Source organism: Actinokineospora sp. NPDC051303 (assembly GCF_055586285.1).
Map to the genome: position 1 here is coordinate 22801 of NZ_JBVJIN010000065.1, position 7501 is coordinate 30301.

A 7501-nucleotide genomic window follows, 5' to 3' on the forward strand; every position below is an offset into this window, starting at 1 on the left:
ACAAAACGAGCGGAGGCCGCCCTCGAACCCCGAAGGCGGCCCCGCGAAAGCAGCCGATCAGTCAGCCCGAGACAGAGACAGCGCGAAGCGCCCAGCCTCATCAGTCCACCAATGCTCAAGACTGAAGCCAGCGGCAGCAAGCTCCCCACTCACCCCATCCCGGCGGAACTTGGCGGAAATCTCCGTCCGCATCTCTTCACCCTCATCAAAGGCAACCTCAAGCCCCAGCGCCCCAACAACAGCCGTCAGCGCCTTCTTAGCCCGCAGCCGCATCTCAATCCACTCGTTCTCCGCATCCCAACACGCGACATGCTCGAAGTCATCAGGATCGAAGTCAGCCCCAAGCTCCCGATTGAGCACATGCAACACATTGCGGTTGAACTCACCGGTAACGCCAGCGGCGTCGTCATAAGCCTGAACCAGAGTAGTCTCGTCCTTCACAAGATCAGTCCCCAGCAACAACCACTCCCCCGGCTTCAACACCTCCCGAATAGCCGCCAAAAACCGAGCGCGTTCATCAGGAAGGAAATTGCCGATAGTGCCGCCTAGAAACGCGACCACCCGCGCCGGTTCACCAGGAAGCAAGCCAAGATGCTGGGTGAAGTCGCCAACCACACCCGTGACCTGAACACCAGCGTATTCCGACGCCAGCGCCCCCACGGCGTCACGCAAAGCCGTCTCCGACACGTCCAAGGCGACGATCTGCGACAAACTCCCGTTGTCCCGCAAGGCATCCAGCAGCAACCGCGTCTTCTCCGACGAGCCGGACCCCAGTTCGACCAACGTATGGGCACCAGTAACAGCCGCGATCTCCGGGGCGCGGGCCGCCAAAATCTCGCGTTCGGCGCGAGTCGGATAATACTCAGGCAGGCGGGTGATCTGCTCGAAGAGGTCACTGCCTCGGGCGTCGTAGAACCACTTGGGCGGCAACGTTTTCGGGGAGGCGGACAGGCCCGCCCTGGCGTCGGCGGCCAGGGAGCGGGCCGCGTGGTCCTCGGGCAGGTGCACTTCCACCACAGGGTCGGTCATCGGTGTCCTTTTCGGAGTGTCGGGGTTCGGCGCCACGGCGCGCACGCGCACGTCCGGGGCCGGGTTCAGGGTCGCGGTGACCAGGAGGCGGTCCCCGAGGGAAGTCCACTGTGGATCGTCGTCCCACGGTTCCGAGGCCAGGACGACGAAGTCGGCGCCTTCGAGCACGCTCAGCGAGTGCCACCAGGTGACCGCGGCCAGCGTCGTGCCGTCGGTCAGCAGCATGGTGAGCCGGGAATCGGGGGCGACGGCGGCGACCGCGCGCACCACTTCGGCCAGCGCGTCCGCCGGGGCAGCGCCCGCGCGGAGCCGGTGACGCACCAGCGCCCACAGCAGGGCGCTGTCGGTCGGCGCGTCCAGGGTCATCAGGTCGACCGTGGGGAGTTCGGCGGCCAGGCCCGCCACGCTCTCGGGCCACCCGCGCACCACGCCGTTGTGGCTGAACAGCCACCGCCCCTCGGTGAACGGCGCGCACGCGGTCTCGGTGACCGGCATCCCCACCGTCGCCGAGCGGACCGCCGCGAGGACGGCGTGGCTCGACGTCGCCGCCGCGACCGAGGCGAACGACGCGTCCGTCCACAATGGAACAGCGCGCCGGTAGCGGGCCGGGGGCAAGACGTCGTCGGTGTACCAGCCGACGCCGAAGCCGTCGGCGTTGACCGCGCCCCCGCCGCGCATGTCGGCGGGGGCCCAGCTCTGGCGCAGCAGCGCGTGCGGCCGGTCGAGGATCAGCCCGGCCAAGGGCACGGCGGGGCCGAGATAGCCCAGGTGGCGGCACATGCCTCAGCGCACCTCGGCGGGCGAGGCGTCCCGAGCGCAGCGGAACCCGGCGAAGATCTGCCGCCGGATGGGGTGGTCCCAGTTGCGGAAAGTGCCGCGCACGGCCGAGGCGTCGGTGCCGAACGAGCCGCCGCGCAGCATCTTGTAGTCGCCGCTGAAGAACACCTCCGAGTACTCCCGGTAGGGGAACGCCGCGAACCCCGGATACGGCTGGAAGTCGGAGTCGACCCACTCCCAGACGTCGCCGATGAGTTGGCGCACCCCTAGCGGCGACTCGCCCTTGGGGTAGGCGCCGACCGGGGCCGGTCGCAGGTGCCGCTGGCCCAGGTTGGCGTGCTCCACCCCGGGGTCCTCGTCGCCCCAGGGGTAGCGGCGGGACCGGCCGGTGGCCGGGTCGAACCGGGCGGCCTTCTCCCACTCCGGCTCGGTGGGCAGGCGCTTGCCCGCCCAGGCCGCGTACGCCGCCGCCTCGTGGAAGCACACGTGCACCACCGGCTCGTCCAGCGGGACCGGCTCCACGACGCCGAACCGGGTCCGCGACCAGCCGTCGCCGTCGCGGGCCCAGAAGCGCGGCGCGGTCAGGTTCGCCCGCTGCCGGTACGCCCACCCGGTCTCGCTCCACCAGCGCGGGTCGTCGTAGCCGCCCGCGTCGATGAACGCCAGGTAGTCGCCGTTGCTGACCGGCACCGTGTCGATGAAGAACGCCTCGACGTGGGTGCGGAACGCGGGCCGCTCGTTGTCCAGCGCCCACGGCTCGGTCGAGGTGCCCATGGTGAACTCCCCGGCGGGGACCAGCACCTCGCGCCGCGCGGGCGGGGTGGCCGCCGCCGGGTCCGGGGCGTGCAGCACCGGCGCGCCGACCCGAAGCTGGTGGGTGGCCAGCATGGTCTCGTCGTGCTGCTGCTCGTGCTGGACGATCATGCCGAATGCGAAGCCCTGCTCGACCAGCCTGCGGCCCTCCAGCGGGCTGCGGTCGAGCACGTCGAACACCTTGTCCCGGACCTCGCGCACATAGGCGCGGGCCTCGGCGGGCGGCAGCAGCGGCAGCGTCGGGCGGTTCGCGCGAGGGTGCTGGAACGCGTCGTACAGCTCATCGATGTCGCCGCGGACCGGCTCGCGCCCGCCGACATCGCGCACCAGCCACAGTTCCTCCTGGTTGCCGATGTGCGCCAGGTCCCACACCAGCGGCGACATCAGCTTGGAGTGCTGGCGCACCAAGTCGTCGTCGTCCACCGCGTCGGTGAGCGCGTCGCTGCGTTCCCGGGAGCGGCGCAACTGCTCGGCGACCCGCGCGCGCACTTGCTCCGGCCCTAACAGTCGGTCCTCGGTGCTGGTCACGACTTCCTCCCATTCGTCGTGGTCTTCTTCGTCGTGGTCTTCGCGACGAGCCGCGTCAGGTGGTCGGTGACGGCGGCGTGCGATCGCGGTGGCAGGCCCAGCCGCGCCACGGCCGGGACTCCCAGGTCGAGCACCCGCCGGGCGGCGAGCGCGATGGGCGCGTCGGCGAGGCCGAGACGCGCGGCGTCGAGCCACCGGTCGGCGACCGGGGCGCAGATTTCGACCACCGCGTCGACCGTGCCCGGCTCGGCCATGAGCCCGGCGAGCAGGGCGGTCGGGGTGATCCAGTCCATGCCGTCCTGGGCGTCGAGGTAGCGCACCTCGAAGTAGCCGTGCGGGCGGACGGGCGGGAACAGCGTCGAGATGTGGTAGTCGAGGTCGTCAAGGGTGGGCGGTTGGGGCAGCGCCCCGGCTATCCAGTCGGCGAACGTGACCCCCGCGGGGGCGTCCCACCGGCCGTGCGGTCTTCGCACGCACAGCAGCGGGGTGTCGAGCACGTGCCTGGCCCAGGTCAGCGCCGGATCGTCGGTGACCGGGACCGGCCGGGCGCGGAACGGGTCGATGCCCAGGACCGTCCGGGTGCGCTGCGAGGCCCAGCCCGGCCGAGGCGAGTTGGCGAACAGCGCCACCAAGACCGGGCCGAGTGAGTTGACCGCGGCCCACCTGGCCACCACGTCGCCCCGCTCGCCCGCGTCGACGCACACCTGGAGCCCGGCGGTGGCGCACATCATCGTGATGCCGTCCGGGCCGTTGGCGGCGAACGCGCGTTCCATGGCGGCGTAGCGCGGGGTGTCCAGCACGCGGCGCGGCGCGCGATGCTGGTCGATGCCCTGGGCGCCCAGAATCAGCCCGGAACGGGCGAGCAGGTCGGTGAGGTAGCGCTGATCGGTGGCCACCGCGTCTATCAGGGGGCCGACCGCGGGCGCTGGGAGAGAGGAGATTTCCACCTGGCCGCCGGGCTCAAGGGTGAGTGGTGAGCCGGACGGGAGGGGCAGGTGTGGACTGTCGGGGCGCAGTGTGCGCGGGGTGTGGGGACCGAGAGCGGCGGCGAGGTGGTCCGGGTCGAGGGGCCGCCGGGGATCGTCGCGGTGGTGGACGGTCCATTCCAGCTCGACGCCGAGCAGACCCGGCGGGCCGTGTTTGAAGCACACCGAGGCGACGTACGCCTCGGCCTCCACCCTGGCCCGCAGCCGTCTGCGGTCAGGCTCCATAGTCTCCGACTCGAACAGGGCAGTCACCGCGGAGCACCCCTTCCCATGCCGGTTCGTGGCCTCGAATCGACGCTACACGCGGGTACCGACAGCCGCACCAGACCGAAGCGGCGGCTAGGGGTTAGTGACAACCAATACGTACGTACGGATTGCTTCCCGGGAGACCTGCTGCGACGATCGTCGGGTGCCACGGGTAAGCCAGGACCATCTTGACGCGCGCAGACGCCAGATCCTCGACGGCGCGCGGTCTTGTTTCGCGCGTCACGGCTACGAGGGCGCGACTGTGCGCCGGTTGGAAGAGGCTACCGGATTGTCCCGGGGTGCGATCTTCCACCACTTCCGCGACAAGGAGTCGCTGTTCCTCGCCCTGGCCGAGGACGACGTGCTGCGGATGACCGAGGTGGTCGCCGAGCAGGGCCTCGTCCAGGTGATGCGCGACCTGCTGTCGACCCCGGCGGGCAGCGGCGGGGAGACGCTGAACCCGGCCGACTGGCTGGGCACCCGGCTAGAGGTCTCGCGCAGGCTGCGCACCGACCCGGAGTTCCGCGCGCGCTGGGCCGAGCGCTCCGAGCAGCTCACCATCGCCACCCGCGAGCGGCTGCTGCGCCAGCGCGAGGCCGGGAACCTGCGCGACGACGTGGACGTGGACGTCCTGACCGGATTCCTGGAGCTGGTGCTCGAAGGGCTCGTCTCGCACCTGGCGATGGGCCTGCCCGCCGACTACATGGACCCGGTGCTGGACCTGGTCGAGGAAACCGTCCGCCGCCACCGCCGCACGCACTAGGGCCTGTATCGAAGTACCGGGCGGCGCGGCGGCGGGTTTGCTGGACTGGGGCCATGGATCCGCGAGAGGCCTACACCCGCGCCCATGACGTCTTCGACCGGGCCGTGCGCCAGGTCGGGCAGGCGTGGGACGCACCGACGCCGTGTGCGAAGTGGACAGTGCGGGACCTGGTCAACCACCTGGTGTCCGAGCAGCTCTGGGTGCCGCACATCGTCGCGGGCGAGACCGTCGAGCAGGTCGGCGACCGCTACGACGGCGATGTCCTGGGACCCGATCCGGCCGCGGCGTGGACCTCGGCTTCGGCCGCCGCGCAGCGCGCCTGGCGGGACGTGCCCGACGACCGCCCGGTGCACCTGAGCTACGCCACCGTCCCGGCGATCGAGTACCGCTGGCAGCTGACCCTCGACCTCGGCGTCCACGGCTGGGACCTGGCCACAGCGGTCGGCGCCACCCCCGACCTCGGCGACGCCCTGGCCACCGCCCTGCTCGACGAGTTCATCGATGAGATCCCGCGCTGGCGCGGCGAGCTGTTCCCCGACGAGGTCGACGCGCCCGCCGGGGCCGACCCGCAGACCCGGCTGGTGGCCCTGCTCGGCCGCGACCCGGCCTGGGCCCCGCCCGCCTGAGCACCGGGACGCAACACCCGCGCCTTCTGTCCGCATTGTCCGGTCGCGCTCGCCCGCGTCGCGATCGGTCGGTGTGCGGCGTGGCACGCCCCGCATCCGGTCCCCGGCGGGCTCGGCTCCCTCTAGACTGGGCCGGTTCGAGGACGTCCACCGGAGTCGAGGAGCACACCGTCCGTGCGCAAGGCGCAGTCCCCGGGTCGCAGTAGCGGGCCGGGAGAGAGTCCCGGCGACCATATCGGCCCGGAAACCGAGCGGGGTGCTCGGTGACCGGTCCCCTGTTCAGCCTTCTCGGCCTGCTGGCCGTCATCGCGCTGACCCTCGGCACGGCGCTGTTCGTCGCCGCCGAGTTCTCCCTGACCACTTTGGAACGCAGCCAGGTCGACCACCACGCCGAACAGGTGGGCGACCGGCGGGCGCTGGCGATCCAGCGGGCCCACCGGACGCTGTCGTTCCAGCTCTCCGGCGCCCAGCTCGGCATCACCATCACCACCCTGATCACCGGCTATATCGCCGAGCCCGCGCTGGCCAACCTGATCGAGCCCGTCCTGGGCTGGACCGGCCTGCCCCCGGGCGCGGCGGACGTGGTGGCCCTGGTGATCGCGCTGCTGCTGGCCACCTCACTGTCGATGGTCTTCGGCGAACTGGTGCCGAAGAACCTCGCGATCGCCCGGCCGCTGCCGACCGCGCGCGCCGTGGCCGGACCGCAGGCGGTGTTCTCCCGGGTGTTCCGCTGGCTGATCCACGCCCTCAACGGCTCAGCGAACTGGACCGTGCGCAGGCTGGGCGTCGAACCACAGGAGGAGCTGCGCTCGGCCCGCTCGCCGCAGGAACTGGGCGGCCTGGTGCGCTCCAGCGAGGCCCTGGGCACCCTCGACAAGGGCACCGCGAACCTGCTCAGCCGATCGTTGCGCTTCGGCGACCGCACCGCTGAGGACCTGATGACCCCACGCGTGCAGGTGCAGGCTCTGCGCGCGGACGCGACGGTGGCGGACCTGGTGGCGCTGGCCAGGACCAGCGGGCACTCGCGATTCCCTGTGCACGGCGGCGACCTTGACGAGGTGCGCGGGGTGGTGCACGTGAAGCAGGTGTTCAGCGTGCCCGCGGGGATGCGGGCCACTACCCGCGTGTCGTCGCTGGTGCGGCCCGTGCCGACGGTGCCGGAGACACTGGACGGGGATGTGCTGTTGGAGCGGCTGCGCGGGTCCGGGCTGCAGGTGGCGGTCGTAGTGGACGAGTACGGGGGCACCGCTGGGCTGGTCACGCTGGAGGATCTGATCGAAGAGATCGTGGGCGACGTTCGGGACGAACACGATCGCGAGGTCAATCCGGTGCGGCCGTTGGGGCGGGACAGCTGGATGGTGTCCGGGCTGCTGCGGGGGGATGAGCTTGCCGAGGCCACTGGGTTTCGGATGCCGGACGGGGAGTACGAGACCGTGGCTGGGCTGGTGCTGACCCATTTGGGGCGGATACCTGAGGTGAATGACGAGATCCGGGTTGATGGGTGGCGGGTCACGGTCATGCGGATGGATCGGCATCGGGTTGCCGAGTTGCGGGTTGCTCGGGTTCCGGCTCGGCAGGAGGTCGCTCGGTGAGCTCGGCTGGGTTCCGGGGTTGCTCTCTGGGTTCCGTAGGTGGCGTGGTTGTGGGGGTTGCTCGATGGGGTGGAGTGGTTTCTTTGGGGCCCCTACGAAGGAAGATCCCGTCGTGGGAAAGACGGGTGGGGAGCCTTCGGC

The 7501-nt window shown here is 70.9% G+C and carries 6 protein-coding genes and 1 pseudogene; 3 read left to right on the forward strand and 4 right to left on the reverse strand.

Annotation, left to right across the window (positions count from 1 at the left end):
* Positions 1 to 57: 57 nt before the first annotated feature.
* The 4 genes and pseudogenes from egtD to egtA all read right to left on the reverse strand — a co-directional run bounded on the left by egtD (position 58) and on the right by egtA (position 4358).
* Positions 58 to 1029: an L-histidine N(alpha)-methyltransferase gene (gene egtD / locus ACZ6SD_RS29645; RefSeq protein ID WP_465320317.1), complete on the reverse strand. Its 972-nt coding sequence runs from the start codon at positions 1027 to 1029 to the stop codon at positions 58 to 60.
* Between the two features lie 75 nt (positions 1030 to 1104).
* Positions 1105 to 1809, reverse strand: a pseudogene (egtC, locus tag ACZ6SD_RS29650) (ergothioneine biosynthesis protein EgtC); the annotation flags it as partial.
* A 3-nt stretch (positions 1810 to 1812) separates the two neighbouring features.
* A complete protein-coding gene (gene egtB / locus ACZ6SD_RS29655) occupies positions 1813 to 3147 on the reverse strand; it encodes an ergothioneine biosynthesis protein EgtB (RefSeq protein ID WP_465320312.1) in 1335 nt (444 codons plus the stop codon).
* Positions 3144 to 4358, reverse strand: a complete 1215-nt coding sequence (gene egtA / locus ACZ6SD_RS29660) for an ergothioneine biosynthesis glutamate--cysteine ligase EgtA (RefSeq protein WP_465320318.1) — start codon at positions 4356 to 4358, stop codon at positions 3144 to 3146. The genes egtB and egtA overlap by 4 nt, the downstream gene beginning before the upstream one ends.
* 184 nt (positions 4359 to 4542) lie before the next feature.
* Here egtA and ACZ6SD_RS29665 point away from each other — a divergent pair, with 184 nt between their 5' ends.
* The 3 genes from ACZ6SD_RS29665 to ACZ6SD_RS29675 all read left to right on the forward strand — a co-directional run bounded on the left by ACZ6SD_RS29665 (position 4543) and on the right by ACZ6SD_RS29675 (position 7360).
* A complete protein-coding gene (locus tag ACZ6SD_RS29665; RefSeq protein WP_465320313.1) occupies positions 4543 to 5142 on the forward strand; it encodes a TetR/AcrR family transcriptional regulator in 600 nt (199 codons plus the stop codon).
* 53 nt (positions 5143 to 5195) lie between these two features.
* Positions 5196 to 5768, forward strand: coding sequence for a TIGR03086 family metal-binding protein (locus ACZ6SD_RS29670; RefSeq protein WP_465320314.1), 573 nt, complete (start codon positions 5196 to 5198; stop codon positions 5766 to 5768).
* Between the two features lie 263 nt (positions 5769 to 6031).
* Positions 6032 to 7360, forward strand: a complete 1329-nt coding sequence (locus ACZ6SD_RS29675; RefSeq protein ID WP_465320315.1) for a hemolysin family protein — start codon at positions 6032 to 6034, stop codon at positions 7358 to 7360.
* Positions 7361 to 7501: the final 141 nt, after the last annotated feature.